Here is an 18,150-nt window from a genome sequence, read left to right as displayed (position 1 = left end):
AACAGAATCCAGCCCAATCTGCTTGGCTTCCTGAGCAAGAGAGCTACTTGCGCCAGCTTGTCTCAAAGCTTCCTCAGCCTTGCGCCTTGATTCTCGTAAAGGTTCATCATGAAAGCTATTGAAACGCTGATTGATAGTGTCAGACACTTCTTGCTTGACTTCTTCCGCCTTAGCCTTGGCAAGTTCGATGGCATCCGTGATAGCTTTCTCACGCTTAGTAAATTCAGCGTCAAAAGCACGGTCAGCGTTGGCGATTTCCTTTTTCAAACGTTCTTCAAAAATCTGATGCAGATTTCGGCTTTCATTCAAAACGGCATCATTTACAATCCCACCGATCGCATTTGCAAGACTGGACTGGAAGGTCCCAAAACCTATTGATTTTAGACGTTTTGCCATTGGCGAATAGGTATATTTGGTGATTTTCTTACGAACATCAAGACCGTACCACTCATGGTAGATACTGACCACATCAAACATCTGCACCGCAACATCACTCTGACCGACAACCGAGATTTCAAGGTTATCTTCTAGCATGTCGCACATACTTGTCCGAAAATACTGCTTACCATATGCAATCAAGCTAGCCTCATCTGTCACGTCTTGGTCATTGACCTCCACGACATCTTCATAGATTTGGCTGTAGTTCCCAAGTAAGGGGCTGTCAATCACCACCATATAATCATGGTCAACCGCATTTTCTCCCTCGCCCTTAACAGTCGTTTTAAAGGTTATCCGAGTTTTTAAAGACTTCGTTGAGGTCTTGTGCTGGTAGCTGGACAAGTTTTTCTTGTACATAAAAAGCGATTCATTTTCAGAACCGCCATTTTTTAACAAGCGTAAGTTGTAACCGTTTCGCACCATATCTCCGCCCCACTGACCAAGGATAGAATGCTTGTCTTTGGCCAAGACCTCCATGGCATTCTTGTCCTTGATATTGAGCGTATGCCTATCATCAATATCAGAGAAGAAAGAAAAAGGATTGTCTCTGGTAATACTACCAGCAAAAGCACTCAACACCCTTGTCCCACTGACACGGTCAACCTCGATAGAGCTAACGATGTAATTATTTAACAAACTGATAACCTGATTGGCATAGACTTGAATATATCCTTGTTGCTTTTCAACCTCAAAAATATAAAAATCCTGCTCACCATGTAGGTCATCTGCAGTCAGAAAAGTTTCCTCTTTCAGTAATTCCCACTTGGGATCCGATGTAGGAAAACGAAAGGTCAGTTGATAGGTATTGTTCCCAAAATGGACAATTTCATCATTGTAGGCCTCGTTTAAAGGCCTATTTCCCTCTGTAAGATAAATCATAAGATATACCTCCAATTCGGCCGAACCGTGACCTTACGAACCGTACCAGTAAAGACCAGACCGTTATTGCCAACAGCCAATTCAAAGAAGCCTCCACGCTTTCGTAGAGTGTTTTGAACCACACCATCTGCGTTGTAGATATTCTGTTTCTTATGTCTACAATCAATGGTCACTTTTCGTCTAATGGTCAAGTGCATAGTTGTCCTTCCGATAGTCAAAGAAATATCTCCGTCTCCCTCAATCTCAATCACAGGCTCGCTATAGACAGATCCTGGATTGTTGATATTACCGCTTGCGGTAAAAATAAGAGGAGCAAGATTTTTCTGATAGCGGAACGGTTGCATACTCAACTTAAGCTCTAGCTTCCAGGCATGCATACCATGAGGGCTATAGGTCGCGCCAATAAAATCTGCATAAAAGACAGACCCCAACTGGTAGCTAAACTCTAGCACATTGTCCTTAGGCTGAAATTTCTCCACGATAGTCGAAACATCCAGTAACTTAGGAATATAGAACGAAAAAGTCCGTTCATAACTCTCGTAGCCCCCATCTAGCACCCGATAACTTCCGTTGGCTCCGTAGAGGTTAGCATCTTCAGCCACCCTAGGCTTAGCAGCCTCTACCTGACCAAAATCCGTCACCACGCAGTGAGGGATAGTTGATGTATTGAAACCATTGATAATCATGTAAAACATTACATTCCCTCCCTAGCGTAAATCGCACCTTGACGTTGGTAGACGCTCATTGAAATTTTATCAGCGTCCAGGTAAGTATCTGACGGCTTTTCAAGGATAGCAGTAAGGATCTTCTCCATACTTGCTCTCAGAATCGCTATCTCAGACACGACTTTATCGCTGTCTTTACTATTTGTATCTCCTTTTGTTTGCACCACTATTTTAGCTTGTGCTTCTTCCATCTCACGAAGGAATTTAGCATCACTCGGAATGCCAACTCCTGCAGCATATTTAGGAACCCCCATCTCACGCATCAAGCGTTTGGTCTTATCCGCCCGCAAAACTTTAGCCCCTTTAGGAAGAGGAAGAAGAACATCCCTCCCCTCAGGAATGAAGCTCCTACCATCTGGAAGAGTAACCAATTCCTTGTAGGTACTATTGCGTTGGTCATTGACCATAGCAAGACCACCAGGGTGATAGTTGGTACCGTGGGCATGCCGACTAGCAAAAACATTGGTAAAGAAATCACCAGTTACCCTAGTAATCCAAGACCTAATGCCTGCAAGCACGCCAGAAGCATTATCTCGAGCGCTGATTGTAACCGTTTTGTCTTGAATGCTATTAACGACGCTTTTGACCTCGCTGACAGTACTGGAAGTGCTATTTTTAGCAAGGATATCTACTGGATTATGTTGCTTAATCGCATTAATAGCCGCACTCGTCTCATTTCTAACGCCTGCAGTCTGATCTTTCGCAAGTAAATCAATTGGTTTTTCCTGTTTCGGAGAGTTCACACTCGCTTTTGCACTAGCAACTGCTTCACTAGTATTGTCAATAGCATTTAATGACTTATTCTCTGGATTAGATAGATTCCAAGCCATGATTTTATCGATTGACAATTGCCCGTTGTTCAAAACATTTGTAGGATCTAGTTTCAAATCTTTTGTAAATGGAGTAGTTGCATTCCAAGTTGTTAGCGTGTCAGTCGAACGAGCAACAGCCTTTCTGAAATTCTCATCCGTAGCCAGCAACTCTTTCTGCTTAGGAGTCAAGGCATCATAGTTATAGAGAGCTTTGGAAGCTTCCTCAGCCTTATTCATCACATCTGTATTTTCCAAAAGCAGTTGCTTGACTTCTGCAGGCATACTGTTCCAGATTCTAAGATGGTTTTCACTATCAAAGATAGCTTGCAGTCCTGCTTGATTTTGGACAATCAACTGTTTTTCTTCCAGTGTCATGGTTGACCACTTACCAGACTCAACGAGAGCTTCAGCAATCGTTACCCGAGCATTTGAGTTGATATTCGCATTTTTAACAATAAATTGCAATTGCTCCCAACCCTCAGCAGATTTAGTCGCTTCCCCAATCACTTCTTTTACGTTTGATTTAATGACAAAATTGTTGTTTTCATCAATGTTTCCGACGAGCAAAGACCAAGCATCATTCGCTTCTCTCGTTTCCTTGCTCATATCACTAGTATACTTAGCAAGAATGCTATGGGAATCACCCATTTTTTGAGAAGCTTCTGCTGCCTTTTGACCGATTACTTCATAAGACAAACCATATTCTTCCAGAACCTTTTTAGCTTCTTCCCAGTAGTTCCAGCTTTGTCCAGTTCGAGCTTTTACCTTAGCGTCAAGGTTTTGCATAACCTGGTAATACTTAGTACCTAAGGCTTCCATGGTTTGCTGGTGGTTTGTTTCAAGTTCTTGAATTTTTTTATTGTAAGTTTCTTGATCGATACGTTTGGCATCTAAGAGTTGTTTCAATCCATCTTTTGAGGTTTTGTATAACTGATTTTCTTCATCCAGAGCCTTCTTCAAAACATCTCTTGTGTGCTTTAATTGCGTTTCATTTAAACTACCAATCTCTCCATTCAGAGCCTGAAGCGCAGCCTTTTGTTGTTCGCCAGATAATTCCATCATTTCGATTCTAGCTTTGATCATCTCTCTTTGGTTGTTTAAGACGATTTCTTTTTCTTCTTGAGAAAACTTGCTAGCGTCTCCATTATGACGTTTGTAGATTTCACTGACCTGATTAGCCATTGCATCGGTATTTGAAACAACTTGGTCATTTTTTACTTTCATTTTAGCGATTTCTTCATCGCTAAACCCCAACTTTTTAGCTAATTCTTCCATACGTTGATTAGCTTTTTCAGCACCTGCTGCTACCTCTTCATGAAGTTTTCGAAAAGCTTCAGAAACTTTTTCAGCATCGCCAGCGTGGGTTCCAAAGTTGGCTACTGCTGTACTGGTATCATCTACCTTACTTTGGAAATCTCTTAACTCTTTCCTTGCAGTATCACTCAACTGAGACCCAAATTCCTCCGCCTTAATGCGAGCCTCGTCTTTCTTATGTCCTAGATAGACCAATCCTCCAGCTAGTAAAGCAGCACCACCCACCAGCAAACCAATAGGATTTGTCAAAGCCCCAATAGCTCCAGACAAGAGACTAGAACTAGATGCAGCAGCGCCAGCTCCTTCCGCTAAAACAGTAGCTTCGCTTCCTACCTTAGCAAGACCGAGACCACCTTGTAAAAGTCCTTTTAATTTACCAGCACGCTCTGTCAATTTAGCAAGACCGAGACCGTCCTTTAATAGTCCTTCTAATTTACCGGCATGTTTTATCAAAATACTAAGAGCCGTCGCCCCATTGCCTAGAAAGTTCAAGAAAGGGTAGCCCAGAGCCAAAAAACCACCAATACCAACCGCCAAGCTCTGTACGGCTGGAGGAGCCTTACTTAGCCAGTCGATAAATTGGTTCACCTTATCAATCACAGGAGTTAGTAATGGTAATAATTTCTGACCAATGTTAATCTGTAAAACTTCTAAACTAGATTTAAAACGTTCCACACCATTTTTAGAAGACTTAGATAATTCATTTGCTAAATCCTTGGTATAAGTTGTCGCCCCCTTGGTTTCGTTAGCAAGATTACGCAACGCATCTCCACCTTGGTCAACCAAGATATTCATCGCTGTCTGAGCTTCTGTACCAAAGGCTGTAGCAATCAAGGCCGATTTCTGAGCATCTGTCATCCCTTCCGTATTCTTTTTGATACGATCCAAAATATCAGGTAGCTTAATCGCGCCGCTACGAAATTCTTCTGCAGAAAAACCAAGCTTCTCCATTGCATTTGCATTTTGCTCTGATGGTTTCAGTAGCCTTGTTAAAGCTCCACGCAGAGCCGTACCAGCCTTTTCACCAGCAATACCATTGTTGGACAAAAGACCAACAGCAGCGGCAGTCTCTTCCAAGTTCATACCAACGTTTTTAGCAACGGGACCAACATACTCCATTGCAGCCCCCATATCAGCAAAACCAGCAGCCGTTTTATTGGCGACAAAGGTTAAGCTATTGGTTACTCGCTCTGTATCCTGAGTAGATAGCCCAAATTGTTGCAAAATATTCGTAGTGGCGTTCATAACCGTATTGAAGTCCTCACCAGACGCCTTTGCAGCGTCTAGGATAGCAGGCATGGCTTCGATTGTTTGATTGGCATCAAAACCTTTCTTGATAATTTCTTGCATCCCTTCATTGATAGATGCAGTAGAAATCCCATACTGCTTCGCCCAATTTTTTGAACTTTCACCCAGCTTTTGTGTGGTACTGTTCAGTTCATCCGCTGTTGGAATAGTATCTGCTAACAGAGATTTAGTTGTATTCATCTGACTTTCAAAGTCAATAGCTTTCTTAGTAGAAAGCGTAAAACCAGCTAATAAAGCAGCAGACACAGGCTTCATTGCATCGCCCATAGCCCGCAATTTTTCTCCACCTTTTGCAAAATTTTCACTCAAGGTATCCATCTTACCAGACCAACTATTTTCACGCCCCACATCTTGCAAAGCTTTTTCAACACCGCGTAGCTGACCTTCCATTACTGCCAACTTAGCATTCTCACGCTGAATATCAGCAGCAGCCTTGTCAAATTTAGCTGTCCCCGGTTCAAGTTTATCAAAACTTTTCTTCATCTCATCCAAAACTTTACGTTGTGAATCAATGGCTTGTCCTAAAGTCTTGTATTTTGCTTGAAGTAAGCTAGCATTTTTTTCATTGCCTTTTAAAGTACTGTCCAAAGAACGGACATTATTTTGAAAGTACTTTACAGCGTTTTTTGCACCAGTTAGAGTAGGACTGAACTTTGACACGTCCAACCCTAGCTCGATATACATCTGACCTAACGGCGTACCGCTTGCCATCTTGTTCTCCTTCCTAACTCCTCAGAGCAAAGAAAAAAGCCCTTACGGACTTTTCATCATTCTTTATAAAAATCATCCATTGCCATGTTCATAAAAGCCCAGATAAACATACCAAGAAATAGATAAGCATAGAGTGGCAGGGAAGCAAAGATAAAGGGTGATAGCAAGAGCATACCAAAGATATCTACAAAATTTGTACAAATACAATACAAGCCAAAAGCAAGATAAAGGATAAAAATGGTAAACCAAAACCAATATCTTCTACATGCTTTTTCTTTTCGAGACATTTCTTCCACCTCCCTTACATATCTCTATTATATTCCTAAGCCTTTGATTTGTAAAGTCTTGACCTAGAGACTTTCTAAAAAATCTGCCAAGTCAAGCACTTCTTCTTGTTCACTCGTTTCCAGACTTCCCAAGACCCCCATCAAGTCCTCCCAACTCGTATCCATCACATCGCGAATGCTCATTCCATAAGGACCCTCTGTAACTTGCTTGACAAAACCATAAAAACGTTTGATCGCTTGCCCAGGTGCTAGCTCTTTTCCTTTGGGTCTACATCACCTACCAGATGAGCATAAATTGCTGTAAAAATAGAAATCACTTTCGCAAAATCTGTGTATTCTAGTAATTGTTCTACTGTCACATCATCAAACAAACTAGCAATAAATCCCAACTGCTTATCAAGCTTCTCTACCTCAGATAAATCACTTGTCAAGGATTCGTTCATGACCAAATAGTCACGATAATCACGAGTTGTGATTTCTTTGCTCTTTTTTAGGACATCTTCTCCCTTGTCATTTTTAATTGTAAATTGAACCTTAGCCATATACTTTCCTTTCTAAAAAAGTAAAAGAGAGCTTTCGCCCTCCTTCTACCCCGCAGCGGTTATGTTTAGTTGACCTTTCAATTTCTTCAACTTTTCAGCATCTGAACCATAAACAATAGCACCATAACGCCCCTTAGTTGCAACGTCTGAACTAGCTGTCGCAGTGAAATTCACACTAGTAGTAGCTAACTCATTCGCCTTATCCTTGAGCGTTTCAAAATCAATAGCATCCATAGAAAGCTGACCTTTATAAAAACCATAGTAAACAGGTTCCCCATCAGCAGTATTACTTTCAATGAGAATGGAAACATTCTTGGCAACTGTGTCTGCACCGAAGTAATAGATACCATCATCATCGCCATACCCCAAAGCATTCGTATATAAAGCTAATGGGACATCAAGCAAGCCCATCTCTACCTTAACATCACCGACTCCTCGATTGGAGACGTGATAAGCCACATTACTACCATAAGTCTTTACAGGGTCACTAGATAATCCAGTTACTCTAGCGGTCTGTGTAGCCCCTTCATTATCTTTACCTTCTAGCGTGAAGAGGTTCTGTCCAACCGTTGGAGTCTGTCCATCATGCACACGAATGGTGACTGATTTAAGTCCGATAAGTGCAGTTCCTTTTACTGTCATTTCTTTTTCCTTCTTTCTAGTATTTCTCATATAGAGCGCTCATACCACGATAAGTCCGAACGTCTACATAGCGCTTAATATCAGGAATCCATTGTTCCAAACCACCTTCAGTCTGATAAAATCCCTGTTCTTCCATTATTTTTTCAATTCTTCCTTGGAGTTCTTTACACTCCACTCGATTAGTAGACTCTACATTGATTTGATAGAGAAAAGTCTTAGCCAAACTAGTATTACTACCGTGAGCCGTCTGCATTGGAGGCCCTACAGGGATAATGACAATACTGGTCTCGCCATCTCCCAAGCTCTCAGGACGCTCAAAAGACTTGATACTAATACCAGATAAAGACTCATCCTCTTCCAAAGCATCGTAGAGTTCAGTTAATTTGTCTTTAATCATTACAAAAACTCCTGTTTTAACTTCATGCCGACTTTAGACTTAAAGACCGGCTTACTCGCTTCAAAAAAGCGGCGCATGACTCCGAAACCACGAGGATGCCCATTCTTTGCATATCCAAATTCATTTAAGTGAATAAGAGTCCAACGAGGACTTTTAAAACCTAATTTAACCATTGGAACTCCGCTGGATGTACCAGTCACATTCCCATGAACGACCGCACCAACCGTCTTCCCAGTGTCAGCGTACACCGCCATAGCCCGTTTGAAAGTTGGCTCAAACTCCTCAACCGTCTCCTTCAAGGCTCTGTTGACCTTTCTACGAACTACCGGCTCTCCTAGTCGAGCCTCAATATTCCTCAAAATATCATCAAATCCTTTTAGATTAGCTCCACTAGACATCACGACCACCTCCGATAAGGACAATCAAAAAATCCCGATTAGCAAAATCAGGACGGACATCAATGATTTGCCATTTCTTACCAACTAGACGGATATCCCCCACTTCGACAAAATGCCGATTTTCAGGCTGATAATCTGTCAGAGGGTCACGAATCTTCAAAGTCATCTTAGCTTTCATCGCTTTTCCAGTTGCAATCTCAACGTCTTTCATACTTGGAGAATAAGTTTGCCCCATCGTATAAAAAGCCTTCTCGTAACTCACATCACGACCATCAACCCCTTTTTTTATTTTAGAGGTATAGAAAGTCAGGGGAGTTCTCAGGTCTCCATTTTGAGACTCAGGCTTTTTGTAACGATAGCTTGGTCCCTCACTCCTCTTCATTTACACTCACTACTTCCTTAGAGCTACGACTTCTGGACGACTTTTCCAACTCGACATAGTCAGGTAAATGTTCCTTTAGCTCAGCAAATCGTTCTTCTGTCGCTTCAAACCTTTCTCCGACTTGCCTAAGGACTCCCTCCTTGAGGTCATAAAACTCTTTTAATACCTTAATCATCACTATCCTCCATTTCTATCTTATCTAACGATAATGCTAAAATATCCGCTTTGAAATTTTCGTAAAAAAATTCAACTTGGTCATTATAGACATAGCGAGCACGTTCTAAGATAAGTTCCCTTATTTGATGATCGTGTATATTCCCACTTCCTACCAAGCGGGTAATAACCATTTGAGAACTTTCTAACATCCGTGAGAGATTCAAGTCTTCTCCGCTATGAAAAATTCTCATCCGCTCCTTAAAAGGAATAAGGAGGGAATGAAGTTTAGCTTCAATCTCCATCCTTCGTCACCTTTTATTTTGCAATACTCAGTGTCCACACAGCAGCAGTCTTTTCATCATGCGCTTTACCATAAGCAAATTGCTTAGCAGTGTAGAGATTCAAGTCTTCTAAAGCATAGGTTTCGGTAAATCGTCCAAATTCAATCCCCCCACCTACAAAGGCATCGTAGCGACCTTTGACAAATGTAGTCACCTTACCAGACGCTTGAGCAACCGACTCAACCAAGATGAGGTTATAAGGCATAGCTGTTACATATACACCCTGAGCATTGAGAGACGTATATTGCTTCTTCACATCCCAGGCATCTACAGGGTTCACTACCATAACCAAATTACCTTCTACTGCAACAGGAGTGGTATTGTCAGCTTTTGTAGAATGGTATTTATAAACCTCCGTCAACTCTTTTACCACGGTAGCAGAGTCTGCGAAAGTCAATGGTTTTTTCTGAGCTTGTTTCTCAGCATAAGTTACTTTTTCACTTTCTGCAGTCCCTGTAAGAGTACGAGACAACCCGATAGGCTTGTTGTCCCCATCACCATTTAAATAACCAGCTTCAAGAGCAGCTGCAAAGGCCTCTGTAATTTGAATGGATACGTAAGACTGTAGCCAAGCAGGACCAAACTTTTCAGAGTCTTTAGGGATTACAACAAAAGCAGTCAATTTAGACTGAATCGCTTCTTCTTCAGCAAATTCTTGTTTCAATTGTCCTTGAATTTCAGCATTGATTTTACCCCAAACCGCTTGACCTGTACGACTAGACTTGAGGAATTTCAAACGAATACCAGCATTACGCAAGCCGATGTGTTGAAGAAGTGGACGGGCTGCCACCATATCCTCAAAAATACGGTCAATTGTTTCCTGAGGGAACAATTTCTCAATTCCTTTGGGAGGAAGTTTCTCAATGTTATTGAAAAATTCGCGAGCTTCAGCAGTCAACTGTGCATCGTATGGATTCATAGTTGCGATTTCTTTACGAGCAGCTTCTCGAGCATCATCTTGCAACTTATCTGTCAATGCCTCAATCATCTCGTTATAGAGCTTATTTTGCTCCTCCATAGGAGCACCAGTTTCTACTGCATTCATAAAGTTCTGACGAGCAGTTGTAAATTCATTACCAAGTTTCATCATTGTTTTTTATTTCCTTTCTTAAAATGGGAAACGACCCAACCCCACAGGTTCAGCCGTCTTGTCTTCTTTTTTCTTATCTTCTGGGATAGGTAAACTGTTATTCAACCTATCACGAACCAAGTCCGCCAATAACTCCACATCTGGGGTCATCGCAGATCGGATTTTTTCGATAAAATCACGAGGAATCACAGGTGTCTGACTAGCTACCAAGACAGGAGCTTCCTGACTTTCAAACATGACCTTATCTGCGAAGCCATGATTAACAGCAGAACGAGCATCAAACCACGTTTCACCCTCCATTAGATCCAGTAAATCATCTAATGCCTTACCAGTCTTATCAATATAGGCATATGCGATGGACTTATTAAACCCTTCTAACACACCAGCCTCATGCAAGAGCGCCTTATGGTCACCACGTACACCAGCAGATACATTATGGATCATGATTTGCGCTGTAGGACTAATTTCCACCTGATCACCAGCCATAGCGATAACACTCGCAGCACTAGCAGCAATCCCCACGATTTTCACCGTCACATGCCCCTGATAAGCACGCAATGCTGTATAGATTTCACTACCAGCATACACATCACCACCACCAGAATTGATGTGCACCTCCACATCTTCTCCCGTCGTCGGCAATACAATATCCTTAGGAGCAGTTGCATCCATGTCTATCCAATCATAAAACCAGCGGTCATCATTGGATACAATCGCTCCCTTAATCTGAATGATTGTCATCCTCATTTCCTCCTTTCTCTATTTCGTTTTCACCCTGATAGTTCTTAGTGATAAGGAAAGAATCCCCACCAGGAACAGCCTCAAGACCAAGTTCCAATCTCACCTCATTTCGAGTCATAGCCCCAGATGAGATGAGTTTATCTATGTTCTCAGCCAGAGCAAACTTATCCAGTCCCCCCTCACCAAAAATCACAAATTTTTTCTGATTAGCGTATCCAGCCGAACTCACCATAGCATGGTTTAGAGCGTCACCCACTTTTTTAACCAGCGATTCATAACAATAACTGTTAAACATCTTCTGGCTATTAGACAAATCAGCCATATCTCCATGCATCAAAGCCGTCGGCAAACCTAATATATCCGCAACCTCGTCATCAAATTGACGTCTCAGTTTCTTCAACTCTTCAACTGATAGATTTGTAGTTCCTACCGTATTGGTCAACTCCGAATACTCCACACCATCCATTGTCGGTACAATGGCAACCGTCTTAGACGTAAAGGACTTAAAAAGATTGTCCGCATATCTCTGCAGTTTCTTTCTCTTATCCTCATCAAAAGTTCCATTCGCTTTTGTAGCCAGAACCCCACGGATCTGATTATTTCTAGCTAAGGCTTCCACCAGACGAGTATGTAGTTTTTCATAATCAGAAAACAAGTCAGATACATATTCTTGCAAGCGATTGTTATTATACTGAAGAAAGATGACATCACTCATAGCAAACTTCCTCTGAAATGTATAATCCCCGACAGACACCATCTCAAAGGTGTCATCATACAGAGCATAACGCCTACGAGTAAAAGCATCAGCTACCAGTAACTGCTTATCATCAGACAAAACAATGAGTACTTCGTTTTTCGTCAATAAGCGATAAATGACCTTCTGCCAGAACTCCGAGGCCGACTCATTCTTATTGGGACGCACATTTAAAATATAATCCCAGTCTGACGTCACATGATGATTCTCCACCATATACCGAAATTCCGACTTAGCAAAGATACGAGCCACAAACTCCGCCGACTTATCAATCGCTAAACTCTTTAACTGCAAACACCCCAACATTCGTTCCAACTCTTCAAAATCAAAACCAACATCAGGCGCATCACGCTTAAATAAATTTAAGAACCCCATGCTTCCCCTCCTTCCTATCCAATTACCAACCTACCACCCAAAATTTATTCTTAGATTAAAACTCCCAATCCTCTAACATATCGAGGAATTCCCCAACGTTCGACTCATGTACAAGCTCACGTTTGTATAGAGCAGCAATCAAGGCATGGAAACCATCCGTCTTTCTTCTGACGGGCTCTTTCTTCAAGAAACGCTTATTGCCATCCTTGTCTTCTTTGACGTAGGTATTATCCGTATACCAAATCATAGAATTATCATTCTCAAAGACAAAACGCTCATTGGCAAATCCGTCTTCAATGATTGGCGCAACCTTCGATTGAATCGCCCCAGGATTTCTCAAGAACTCATATTCAAAACCAGCCTCTTCCAAAAGAGGTTTTAACAAGTCCATTCTGAAACCATCTGCACATACAAGCTCAATCTGATAAAACTTACTCCATTCATTCAATTTTTCGACCAATAAACGAGGGTCAATACTAGGGCCGTCCACAATTGTAAATAAGCCTCTATCTGCCCATTCCTGAATAGGAGCTTTAAGTTTAAAAGCTTTCAAAAATGCTTTACGAGCAAATGAATGTTGTTTCCAGATAAACTCATCTCCGTTCTTAAACAACAAACCAACACTCGCAAAATCTCGAATGCTAGCATAGTCAAATCCTGCGACACAGGACTTACCCAACAAGTCAATACCAGGCGAACGTAAACAAGCAAGTAATCTTTCACGAGTCGTCACATCTTTCTCAAGGTCTGCTTCAGGAAGATTCATCCGTTTAGTCATGAACTCCTGACGACCAGACGGCTCCAGCTCAAGGTCATCATAGTCAGCCTTAGTTCTAGCAAGCAACCTCTTAGCGTAAGGCGTGCTTTCATCCAACATCGGATTTGCTTTCGGCCAATTCTTCATGTCATCCACCTCATCCGCACTATCAAGCTTGCAGATAAAAGGGAAGAGTCTGAAATCATCAACCTCTCCATTCAAGATTTGCATAGACTTCTCTATCAGCTTGTCATAGAACCCCTCGCGCACATACCCATTCGTACCGTTGTAGAAAGTCCTGACATGAGCAATCTTACCAAGACCAGACCTTTGAACCTTCACAGCCTTATCATTTTCAAATTGGTGAATCTCATCAAACTCAAGACAACCATCACGAGCAGAGTCCATAGTCTTCGGATTATTCGTCCGAAAAGAAAAGACCGAGTTGTTCGCTCGACCTGTGATAGACATTTTAGTCAGATAGAAATGGTCCTCAAGACCACGCCTTTGGATAGTCTCATAAACTTCCTCAAACGAAACCTTACCCTGTTTCTCAGAGTTAGCAGTGATAGTCACATCGTAATCTCTGATAGGGTAGATAGGGCTGATAAAAAACGATGACCTTGCTGACATAAAACCATTCTTACCACCCCCACGAGCAAGTGTGTATAGATACTCGTCAAAGTGTGGTTCCTCGTCTACCTTCCGAAAAAGAAAAATGAACGGTGTCAAGAAAAGTTGATACTTAGCCAGAGGGAAAAAATTCTTTTCCGCAAACCGAATGAACTTATCAATCAAGTCATTATCAAAATACAAATCATCACGAGGATAGATTTTCTCCTTGATGATTTTAAACAGCAACTTCCTTTCCTTGTTGACAACAACTTCTCCATTCTCAGCCATTTTGATGTAGTCATCAACCAGCGGATGAGAAATCATAACAGATCACTTCCAGACGTAGCTTTCTCGACAGGAGAATTTTCAACATCAAAATCAAACGACCGCTCAATAGCCAAAAGCTGATTACTGGTTGTGTTGATTTCCTTGATGAGAGAATTCGCTTTTTGGAATCTTTGTTGTCCATTGTGAACAGTGATGACCAGTCCGTCTTCATGAAGTTTAGCTTTCAGCTCATAAAGCAGCCGGACAAGATAAAGATAGCGATTGACTTTTTCATACTGAATCGCATCCTTTTTTCTAGGACTGAAATAGCCAATTTTAGAAAGTAGCTGATTTTCTAATTCTTTTATATTTTTTTCCGAGTATTCTTCCATTACCCCCCACCCCCTTTAATTTTTTGTTAAAAATTTGGACAGTCGAGTGCAGACCGCTTACCGACATCTTTGAAAATTTCCGATTTTTTTGACCGGGGGGTGTTTAAAATTCGTTCACCTAACCCCACCATTCATCTTTTCGGAAATTTCTGTCATTCTTATCAAAACGATCATGCCTTTTATTATGACATGCCTTGCACAATGTTCGTAGGTTATCGATATCAAGCGCGAACTCTGGATAGAACTCTAGCTCCTTGATATGGTCAACTTCTAAATTAGTAGTCGTGACCTTGCCTTCATCCCTGCACCATACACATTCGTAATGATCTCGTTTAAGTGCTTGCCTTCTTATCGTTCTCCACTCACTGGAATTGTAAAATTGGTTTCGTTCTTCTCGAGTTGAAACTTCAATCATTGTTTAATATTCTTTGTTCATTATATCTTTCGTCAATAATTATCTTAAAGATACCTATTTTAAATTGCTGTTACTCTATATTTTCTAGCGTTCAATTAGACATATCTTATATTCTGTCTAATTCAAACAGTCGCCAAAAAGCCTAACACAATAAGGATATACAGTAATCTACTAAATGAATTAGCGTTTGACTCGTTATGTCTAATTGGTTAACTACAATCCAAAATTTGACATCGCTTTGTCCTGTTGATCTTGACGAATACCTATATATCTTAAGGTAATAGCTGGTGATGAATGATTAAACAAACTCATCAACATTGCTATATCTTTTGTCTTTTTATAATAATGATATCCAAATGTCTTCCTCATTGAATGAGTTCCTATATTTTCAATACCACACTCAGATGCAGCAACTTTTAAAATCCAATCCACAGTCCTACGATCAAGTGGTTTATTTTTTCCGACTCTACTTTGAAATAAAAAATGATGATGAGGTTTATTTTGTATATACTCTCTAACCTCACGTTTGAGAGTTTTAGTCATTTTAATCTTTTTCTTCTTCCCAGTCTTTTGTTCTTTCAGTTTGATATACCAACCTTGAACATCCTTTACTCGAATTTTTAAAATGTCACCAACTCGCAAACCTGAATTGATACCAAAAAGAAATAAAATATAATTACGCTCATGCCATTCTCTCAGATAATCTTTCATAGCCCGTATATCATCTTTATCCCTGATTGGTTCTACAATATTCAAAACAAGTATCACCACCTTTCAAATAATCAAAAAAAGCCACTGGTCGTGGCATTGAATATGACAGTAGCTGGAATTGAACCAACTGGTCTAGCAGTAAAACGCACGCTTGGTAAAAGTTTCAAGGAGACCCAAACAACCTGCTAACCTGTCCTTACTGTCTAAGAGGCCGAAACCTCTGTATTTTTAGGAGTCCTCATGACTGTTCGTTACCCAATCATTGGATAATACTATTTTAGCACCTTTTTTCGTTCCAATTCTCCCAAGATTTTCCCAGATTTTTCCCAAGATTTTCCCAGAAATCACTTGTAAACCAAAAGGTTGCTTGCTTGATAGGACTCTGCAAACTCTAATAGAGCTTTGTTCAATATCCGATAATACTCACTAGATGAGTAGCCTAGTTCTGAATAAATACTGTAGTCTTCCCTCCTCTTTTTCCTGCAATATCGTTCGATTAGGATACGTGTGTATTCCATATCGGAAAGATTGTTGATTGCTTTAGCGATTAGTTCTAAATCCTGCTGAGCTGATACTCTACGCAAGACCATGCTTTCTACCTGCTTGCTTGTCTGACCACTTGATGACCTTGGCTCAAGTGAATAGGATATTGTTATTTTGGGGGCGTATTCTTCTCCAGCTATCCGTCTCAGACGACTGTATTTTTTGAGTACTTTGATAGCTTCCTTTCTGGTTTTCTTTTCATCGATGATATCCAATAACTCTATTTGCACACGAACTCCTCCTCATGATATAATAGTTATGCGAAACTATAACACGAGAAGTCAGCTGTGCTGGCTTTTTTTCATGCCCTACTCCCGAGAATAATATCAGCAGGAAAAGCAAAGTAAGTACAGATATCTTCTACATTATAAATATTCGGTACACTTTCCTCCTTCTCCCATTGAGCAATCAGGTAGCGACTATAGCCTAGTTTAGCTGCTAACTTTTCTTGTGACAACTTCCTTTCCTTACGTTTTTGCTTTAGCAAGAAAGCAAACCTACTTGCTTGTCTTGGATTTAATTTATCCTTCATCATCCACCTCAATCTTTATGACTGCCCTACCATTTGGATGGCGTTTTTGTGTAGATGCAAAAGTGTAATACTTCAACATCCTCTCGGCAATTCCTGTTTCTTTGCTGATTTCAGCAAGAGTGCCCATGGTAATGAAGGTGTCGCCATCATACAAAGCGTATTCACTCATGCTCCATCTCCTCAATCAGCCAATCAAGGTTCTTTCTGGCTTTCTTCAGGTCTTCCAGACCGTTTGCGCCTTGGTAGTGGCTTGGTTTGTTTATGTTGTCTGTCATGTTAAGTCCTCCTCATAAAAATCATATCATTCAAATTCCTCCAAGCGAGATTATTACTTTGATTTCTAAACTCTCGCTTTTTGTAAGGAATCTGATGTTTATTCAAGTAGTAATATACCTGATTGTAATGTAGTCCTAATTTTTGTGCGATATCTTTTACAGCTATACCTTGATTGGCTAGCGAAACTACATCTTTGTGAAATATAGTCAAGTCTAAAATTTTTCGTTTCCCTAATTTTCGGATGCGGTCTCGAATGGCTTTCTCACTACGTCCTAAGATACGAGCCAAGGTCTTGTACGAAAAGCGTTGGTAGTATTTCAGGATATAGCTATCATCTGCGTCTGACCATTTGGGCTTAAATTGCAAGTTAGGATTGTATTTCTGGAGTTTGGCTAATTTTGACCGAACTGCGTTGTAACTTCTATCCAAAAACTTGCAAGCCTGTGTTAAATCATGCTCTTCTCTGGACAAGACGTACCACTCCAGATAATCAACCTCATCTTCTGTCCATCTACGTCCTGCCATAATGTTTATACGCTCCATGTAAATAATAAGTGCCATCTTTACGCTTGTTTACGTAATACGTATATTGCCCATCTGGACTAGCGTAGGAAATCTGCTTCTCTCCTGCCCAGATACCATTGTCACGCATCATATGGCAATTCTCCATAATCCATTCTACGTCAGGCATCTAGTAACTCCTTGTTTTCGTAGATGTTGCCAACGACTCTATAAGAGTAACTTTCATCGCTAAGAATTTCATGAAAGGGCGCAATATCATCTACACTTATTGCTTCTATCATAAAGACAGCTTGCTCATTATCCCAAGTCAATTTTGCATTCCCAAGGACTTCTCCTTCATCTTGAATTTCAAGAATATCCCCATCAAAGATTTCCTTGCCGTTCTTATCCTTGAGTCCTGTTGATTGCATGATAGAGTCATAATCATCAAAATGTAACCAATCTTTTTTCTCTTCAATCCAAATGATAGGACAAGTCCAGTTTTCGTCACTTAGATCACAATTGCCTACCATGACTTTGTAATTCATTTCTTTTCGCAGTCTATCCCACGCTCTAAATTTTGGTATCATAACATCACCTCATCCCCAACTTTCACTTTCTCATACACGTCCTTCGTAACCACAAACACCCCGTAGTCACGAATCGTAAGCGTGTATAATTTGCCGTGTCGTCCTTTCTCGACGACTTTACCGAAAATCTCAGCGCCTGCGTTATCCGCCTTGTAGATAACCATCGGCTTTTTCTTTTCTAGTTCTGCAATCCTGTCCATCTGCCAGATGTTTAGTCCAGCAGATACCAGAATCCAGATAGCTATGAATCGTTTCAATC

Annotated in this window: 25 protein-coding genes; all 25 read right to left on the bottom strand. The window is 40.8% G+C overall.

Annotated features, from left to right (window positions below; genetic code table 11):
- A partial coding sequence (locus HT729_RS09760) for a phage tail spike protein (protein ID WP_172931975.1) occupies positions 1-1,317 on the bottom strand: 1,317 nt, incomplete at its 3' end.
- Positions 1,314-2,012 (bottom strand): phage tail protein, encoded by a 699-nt coding sequence (locus tag HT729_RS09755; RefSeq protein WP_172931974.1) that lies wholly within the window; start codon positions 2,010-2,012, stop codon positions 1,314-1,316. The genes HT729_RS09755 and HT729_RS09760, both read right to left, overlap by 4 nt.
- Positions 2,012-6,187, bottom strand: a complete 4,176-nt coding sequence (locus tag HT729_RS09750; RefSeq protein WP_172931973.1) for a phage tail tape measure protein — start codon at positions 6,185-6,187, stop codon at positions 2,012-2,014. Before HT729_RS09750 ends, HT729_RS09755 begins: the two co-directional genes overlap by 1 nt.
- A 56-nt stretch (positions 6,188-6,243) precedes the next feature.
- Complete coding sequence (locus HT729_RS09745; protein WP_000087358.1) at positions 6,244-6,474, bottom strand: hypothetical protein; 231 nt, start codon at positions 6,472-6,474, stop codon at positions 6,244-6,246.
- A 248-nt stretch (positions 6,475-6,722) separates the two neighbouring features.
- Positions 6,723-7,016 (bottom strand): hypothetical protein, encoded by a 294-nt coding sequence (locus tag HT729_RS09740; RefSeq protein ID WP_001151571.1) that lies wholly within the window; start codon positions 7,014-7,016, stop codon positions 6,723-6,725.
- Between the two features lie 45 nt (positions 7,017-7,061).
- On the bottom strand, positions 7,062-7,658 hold the full coding sequence (locus tag HT729_RS09735) for a major tail protein (RefSeq protein ID WP_000216339.1): 597 nt from the start codon (positions 7,656-7,658) through the stop codon (positions 7,062-7,064).
- Positions 7,659-7,674: 16 nt separating this feature from the next.
- On the bottom strand, positions 7,675-8,055 hold the full coding sequence (locus HT729_RS09730; RefSeq protein ID WP_000588569.1) for a hypothetical protein: 381 nt from the start codon (positions 8,053-8,055) through the stop codon (positions 7,675-7,677).
- Positions 8,055-8,453 carry a hypothetical protein gene (locus HT729_RS09725; protein WP_023937056.1) on the bottom strand — a complete coding sequence of 133 codons (399 nt, stop codon included), beginning with the start codon at positions 8,451-8,453 and terminating at the stop codon, positions 8,055-8,057. The genes HT729_RS09730 and HT729_RS09725 overlap by 1 nt, the downstream gene beginning before the upstream one ends.
- Positions 8,446-8,835 (bottom strand): hypothetical protein, encoded by a 390-nt coding sequence (locus HT729_RS09720; protein ID WP_000830391.1) that lies wholly within the window; start codon positions 8,833-8,835, stop codon positions 8,446-8,448. Before HT729_RS09720 ends, HT729_RS09725 begins: the two co-directional genes overlap by 8 nt.
- Entirely contained in the window at positions 8,822-9,010 is a 189-nt protein-coding gene (locus tag HT729_RS09715; RefSeq protein ID WP_000598693.1) for a hypothetical protein, read from the bottom strand. The genes HT729_RS09720 and HT729_RS09715 overlap by 14 nt, the downstream gene beginning before the upstream one ends.
- Positions 9,003-9,293 carry a hypothetical protein gene (locus HT729_RS09710; protein WP_050261581.1) on the bottom strand — a complete coding sequence of 97 codons (291 nt, stop codon included), beginning with the start codon at positions 9,291-9,293 and terminating at the stop codon, positions 9,003-9,005. The genes HT729_RS09715 and HT729_RS09710 overlap by 8 nt, the downstream gene beginning before the upstream one ends.
- 13 nt (positions 9,294-9,306) lie before the next feature.
- The gene (locus HT729_RS09705) at positions 9,307-10,422 is read right to left on the bottom strand and encodes a phage major capsid protein (protein WP_000976937.1); all 1,116 of its coding nucleotides are present in this window, start codon (positions 10,420-10,422) and stop codon (positions 9,307-9,309) included.
- Between the two features lie 18 nt (positions 10,423-10,440).
- Complete coding sequence (locus HT729_RS09700) at positions 10,441-11,163, bottom strand: head maturation protease, ClpP-related (RefSeq protein WP_023933956.1); 723 nt, start codon at positions 11,161-11,163, stop codon at positions 10,441-10,443.
- Complete coding sequence (locus HT729_RS09695) at positions 11,144-12,292, bottom strand: phage portal protein (protein ID WP_000506468.1); 1,149 nt, start codon at positions 12,290-12,292, stop codon at positions 11,144-11,146. Before HT729_RS09695 ends, HT729_RS09700 begins: the two co-directional genes overlap by 20 nt.
- A gap of 55 nt (positions 12,293-12,347) precedes the next feature.
- Positions 12,348-13,988: a terminase TerL endonuclease subunit gene (locus HT729_RS09690; protein WP_023933954.1), complete on the bottom strand. Its 1,641-nt coding sequence runs from the start codon at positions 13,986-13,988 to the stop codon at positions 12,348-12,350.
- A complete protein-coding gene (locus HT729_RS09685; protein WP_000393459.1) occupies positions 13,985-14,323 on the bottom strand; it encodes a hypothetical protein in 339 nt (112 codons plus the stop codon). Before HT729_RS09685 ends, HT729_RS09690 begins: the two co-directional genes overlap by 4 nt.
- Before the next feature lie 118 nt (positions 14,324-14,441).
- Positions 14,442-14,738, bottom strand: a complete 297-nt coding sequence (locus HT729_RS09680; protein ID WP_000573817.1) for an HNH endonuclease — start codon at positions 14,736-14,738, stop codon at positions 14,442-14,444.
- A 213-nt stretch (positions 14,739-14,951) separates the two neighbouring features.
- Entirely contained in the window at positions 14,952-15,494 is a 543-nt protein-coding gene (locus HT729_RS09675) for a tyrosine-type recombinase/integrase (protein WP_172931972.1), read from the bottom strand.
- Between the two features lie 299 nt (positions 15,495-15,793).
- A complete protein-coding gene (locus HT729_RS09670) occupies positions 15,794-16,222 on the bottom strand; it encodes an ArpU family phage packaging/lysis transcriptional regulator (RefSeq protein WP_001165368.1) in 429 nt (142 codons plus the stop codon).
- 71 nt (positions 16,223-16,293) lie between these two features.
- A complete protein-coding gene (locus HT729_RS09665) occupies positions 16,294-16,524 on the bottom strand; it encodes a helix-turn-helix transcriptional regulator (protein WP_023933952.1) in 231 nt (76 codons plus the stop codon).
- The gene (locus HT729_RS09660; RefSeq protein ID WP_050207556.1) at positions 16,514-16,693 is read right to left on the bottom strand and encodes a hypothetical protein; all 180 of its coding nucleotides are present in this window, start codon (positions 16,691-16,693) and stop codon (positions 16,514-16,516) included. Before HT729_RS09660 ends, HT729_RS09665 begins: the two co-directional genes overlap by 11 nt.
- Before the next feature lie 107 nt (positions 16,694-16,800).
- Positions 16,801-17,361, bottom strand: coding sequence for an Lrp/AsnC family transcriptional regulator (locus tag HT729_RS09655; RefSeq protein WP_138704233.1), 561 nt, complete (start codon positions 17,359-17,361; stop codon positions 16,801-16,803).
- Positions 17,312-17,491 carry a hypothetical protein gene (locus HT729_RS09650; RefSeq protein WP_001113499.1) on the bottom strand — a complete coding sequence of 60 codons (180 nt, stop codon included), beginning with the start codon at positions 17,489-17,491 and terminating at the stop codon, positions 17,312-17,314. The genes HT729_RS09655 and HT729_RS09650 overlap by 50 nt, the downstream gene beginning before the upstream one ends.
- Positions 17,484-17,849, bottom strand: a complete 366-nt coding sequence (locus HT729_RS09645; protein ID WP_240164440.1) for a YopX family protein — start codon at positions 17,847-17,849, stop codon at positions 17,484-17,486. Before HT729_RS09645 ends, HT729_RS09650 begins: the two co-directional genes overlap by 8 nt.
- Positions 17,850-17,887: 38 nt before the next feature.
- On the bottom strand, positions 17,888-18,148 hold the full coding sequence (locus tag HT729_RS09640) for a DUF1372 family protein (RefSeq protein WP_000819332.1): 261 nt from the start codon (positions 18,146-18,148) through the stop codon (positions 17,888-17,890).
- Between the last annotated feature and the right edge of the window lie 2 nt (positions 18,149-18,150).

This window comes from Streptococcus sp. 79 (assembly GCF_013277425.1).
Classification (GTDB): domain Bacteria; phylum Bacillota; class Bacilli; order Lactobacillales; family Streptococcaceae; genus Streptococcus; species Streptococcus pseudopneumoniae.
Note: the sequence above shows the minus strand (reverse complement) of the source record. Positions and strands in the feature narration are given on the sequence as shown.

Excerpts from the sequence above, each read along its gene's own strand:
- HT729_RS09750 (WP_172931973.1), bottom strand. The coding sequence starts at position 6,187 with ATGGCAAGCGGTACGCCGTTAGGTCAGATGTATATCGAGCTAGGGTTG.
- HT729_RS09730 (WP_000588569.1), bottom strand. The coding sequence starts at position 8,055 with ATGATTAAAGACAAATTAACTGAACTCTACGATGCTTTGGAAGAGGAT.
- HT729_RS09735 (WP_000216339.1), bottom strand. The coding sequence starts at position 7,658 with ATGACAGTAAAAGGAACTGCACTTATCGGACTTAAATCAGTCACCATT.
- HT729_RS09645 (WP_240164440.1), bottom strand. The coding sequence starts at position 17,849 with ATGAATTACAAAGTCATGGTAGGCAATTGTGATCTAAGTGACGAAAAC.
- HT729_RS09665 (WP_023933952.1), bottom strand. The coding sequence starts at position 16,524 with ATGAAGGATAAATTAAATCCAAGACAAGCAAGTAGGTTTGCTTTCTTG.
- HT729_RS09705 (WP_000976937.1), bottom strand. The coding sequence starts at position 10,422 with ATGATGAAACTTGGTAATGAATTTACAACTGCTCGTCAGAACTTTATG.
- HT729_RS09660 (WP_050207556.1), bottom strand. The coding sequence starts at position 16,693 with ATGAGTGAATACGCTTTGTATGATGGCGACACCTTCATTACCATGGGC.
- HT729_RS09725 (WP_023937056.1), bottom strand. The coding sequence starts at position 8,453 with ATGTCTAGTGGAGCTAATCTAAAAGGATTTGATGATATTTTGAGGAAT.
- HT729_RS09700 (WP_023933956.1), bottom strand. The coding sequence starts at position 11,163 with ATGACAATCATTCAGATTAAGGGAGCGATTGTATCCAATGATGACCGC.
- HT729_RS09715 (WP_000598693.1), bottom strand. The coding sequence starts at position 9,010 with ATGATTAAGGTATTAAAAGAGTTTTATGACCTCAAGGAGGGAGTCCTT.
- HT729_RS09650 (WP_001113499.1), bottom strand. The coding sequence starts at position 17,491 with ATGCCTGACGTAGAATGGATTATGGAGAATTGCCATATGATGCGTGAC.
- HT729_RS09690 (WP_023933954.1), bottom strand. The coding sequence starts at position 13,988 with ATGATTTCTCATCCGCTGGTTGATGACTACATCAAAATGGCTGAGAAT.
- HT729_RS09755 (WP_172931974.1), bottom strand. The coding sequence starts at position 2,012 with ATGTTTTACATGATTATCAATGGTTTCAATACATCAACTATCCCTCAC.
- HT729_RS09685 (WP_000393459.1), bottom strand. The coding sequence starts at position 14,323 with ATGGAAGAATACTCGGAAAAAAATATAAAAGAATTAGAAAATCAGCTA.
- HT729_RS09680 (WP_000573817.1), bottom strand. The coding sequence starts at position 14,738 with ATGATTGAAGTTTCAACTCGAGAAGAACGAAACCAATTTTACAATTCC.
- HT729_RS09710 (WP_050261581.1), bottom strand. The coding sequence starts at position 9,293 with ATGGAGATTGAAGCTAAACTTCATTCCCTCCTTATTCCTTTTAAGGAG.
- HT729_RS09655 (WP_138704233.1), bottom strand. The coding sequence starts at position 17,361 with ATGGCACTTATTATTTACATGGAGCGTATAAACATTATGGCAGGACGT.
- HT729_RS09720 (WP_000830391.1), bottom strand. The coding sequence starts at position 8,835 with ATGAAGAGGAGTGAGGGACCAAGCTATCGTTACAAAAAGCCTGAGTCT.
- HT729_RS09740 (WP_001151571.1), bottom strand. The coding sequence starts at position 7,016 with ATGGCTAAGGTTCAATTTACAATTAAAAATGACAAGGGAGAAGATGTC.
- HT729_RS09695 (WP_000506468.1), bottom strand. The coding sequence starts at position 12,292 with ATGGGGTTCTTAAATTTATTTAAGCGTGATGCGCCTGATGTTGGTTTT.
- HT729_RS09745 (WP_000087358.1), bottom strand. The coding sequence starts at position 6,474 with ATGTCTCGAAAAGAAAAAGCATGTAGAAGATATTGGTTTTGGTTTACC.